The organism is Frankia sp. AgKG'84/4 (genome assembly GCF_023242965.2).
Classification (GTDB): Bacteria; Actinomycetota; Actinomycetes; order Frankiales; family Frankiaceae; genus Frankia.
The window spans coordinates 1-1,921 of the sequence record NZ_JALKFU020000987.1 but is presented as its reverse complement, the minus strand read 5'-3'; the positions used below and the strand labels follow the sequence as shown (position 1 = coordinate 1,921).

General features: G+C 66.7%; 1 protein-coding gene. It reads left to right on the top strand.

Annotated features, from left to right (window positions below):
- Positions 1 to 179: 179 nt before the first annotated feature.
- Positions 180 to 995 carry an HAD family hydrolase gene (locus MXD58_RS26615; RefSeq protein WP_250610530.1) on the top strand — a complete coding sequence of 272 codons (816 nt, stop codon included), beginning with the start codon at positions 180 to 182 and terminating at the stop codon, positions 993 to 995.
- Positions 996 to 1,921 lie beyond the last annotated feature (926 nt).

Below are 1,921 nucleotides of genomic sequence, written 5' to 3'. Positions count from 1 at the left end.
CGCGGGCCGCGTGGAGACCCCGGGAGCGGAGACCCCGGGAGTCGACGGACCGGGCCGATCGGCAGGAATCATGCCCGGCATGCTACCCGTCGGCGTCTGGCCGACCACCGCGTCAAGCCCGCACCCACCCGGCGACCTCGACCAATGCCGGCGAACCCGGTGCCCCACGTGCTTCCTTGCTGGTTGACTGGACGACTGTGTCCCCGCCCGCCATTGTCGCCACGGATCTGGACGGCACGCTGCTGCGCGGCGACGGCACCGTCTCGGCGCGCACCCGCGCGGCCCTGCTCCGGGTGCGCGCCTGTGGGGCGACGGTCGTGTTCGTGACCGGCCGGCCGAGTCGCGTGATGGCCGGGGTGGTCGCCCAGACGACGATGTCCGGGCTCGCCATCTGCGCCAACGGGGCGCTGGTGCTCGACCTCGACTCGGGCCGGGCGGTCCGCCACCGCTACCTGGAACACGCGACGGCGCTGCGCCTCGCCCGGGATATCAGGGCCGCGGTGCCGGACGTGACGTTCGCGGTCGAGAGCGGCCTGCGGTTCGGCCGGGAGCCGGCGTTCGAGACCATGTGGCCGGATCCGCAGGAGCTGGTCGCGGCTCTCCCCGAGCTGGTGGTCACCCTGCCGGCGACGAAGCTGCTGGTGCGCCGCGGCGGCGGCCCGTTCACCGAGGTCTACGATGTGATCGTTGAGCTGGCCGGGGCGGACGCGGTGGTGACCACGTCGAGCGCGAATCTCGTGGAGATCGCCGGCGCCGGGGTGTCCAAGGCGGTGGCGCTCGCCGAGTTGGCGGCCGACTGCGGGCTCGCCGCCGCCGACGTGATCGCCTTCGGTGACATGCCGAACGACCTGCCGATGTTCGCCTGGGCCGGCTACTCGGTGGCCGTGGCCAACGCGCATCCCGACGTGCTCGCCGCCGCCGACGAGATCACCGCGTCGAACGACGAGGACGGGGTCGCCCTCATCCTGGAACGTCTCTTCCCGCCGCCAGACTGATGTCCTGTGGCTCGCGCAGAACGCCTCCGATCCGAGGCCACACCTCGCAGAGCGTCCGGTTCTCCTACGAGGCCTCGAACGGGCATGTTCGCCGTCATCTCCAAGTCACCGTGCCGACAGAAAATGCTCTACGCAGCTTATTCGCATGATCACAGGAAATGTTGCTACTGTCTTGCAGGCAGTTCCCGCGCGGCAGCCAGAAACACCGCGCGAGGAACACGAGCCAGCACCTCGTCGGCAGGCAACCCCCGATCCGAAACGACGTACCCCTGAATGAAGATGCGCCCACCTTCCTCATCGCTCAAATATACTGTGGGGCAGTTGGCGACGGCGCACGAAATGCCGGCGATCGGAACGAGGGACGCTTTCCGCCCTTTCTACTCGGCCACGACCAGATCTTGCGCACGGAGTATAGAGGCGTTTAGAGCGCTTCCCCAAAATCGGCAGAGCCGGCCTCGAATTTTCCCAAGGCGCCATTCTGAATGCATTCACATGCGGCGGCAGAGTGCCGAATTGCGAGGATGATGAAACCTCGTTCGGCTACCGACGGAGCGGCTGGATCTGGCTCAGAGTGCAAGATTCTCTCAAGTGCAGGGCAATGCACCAGTTCCATCTAGAGCTGCCGATGGGCAACCCCGAAATCACTAGCCACGCGTGATGCCCACGCCGCCTGGCGAGTCGGCATCCCCGCGAAGATCAGCGCCACTACAACGGCGACCGTCTGGATCCAGGCAGTCATCGGCCCCCATCCGACGCGACTCATGACATCCCCAAATACTTGCCGTCAGCGACCGATCCACGGGTAGAGATCGACCGATCCATAGGCTATCCGACCCCTGCGCCCACGACGAAGACCTCAAGATCTCAAACTAAGGGATCGCTGAGCGAGCTGGGTCCGGCAGAGGAGAATCTTGGTGTTGCTGCCG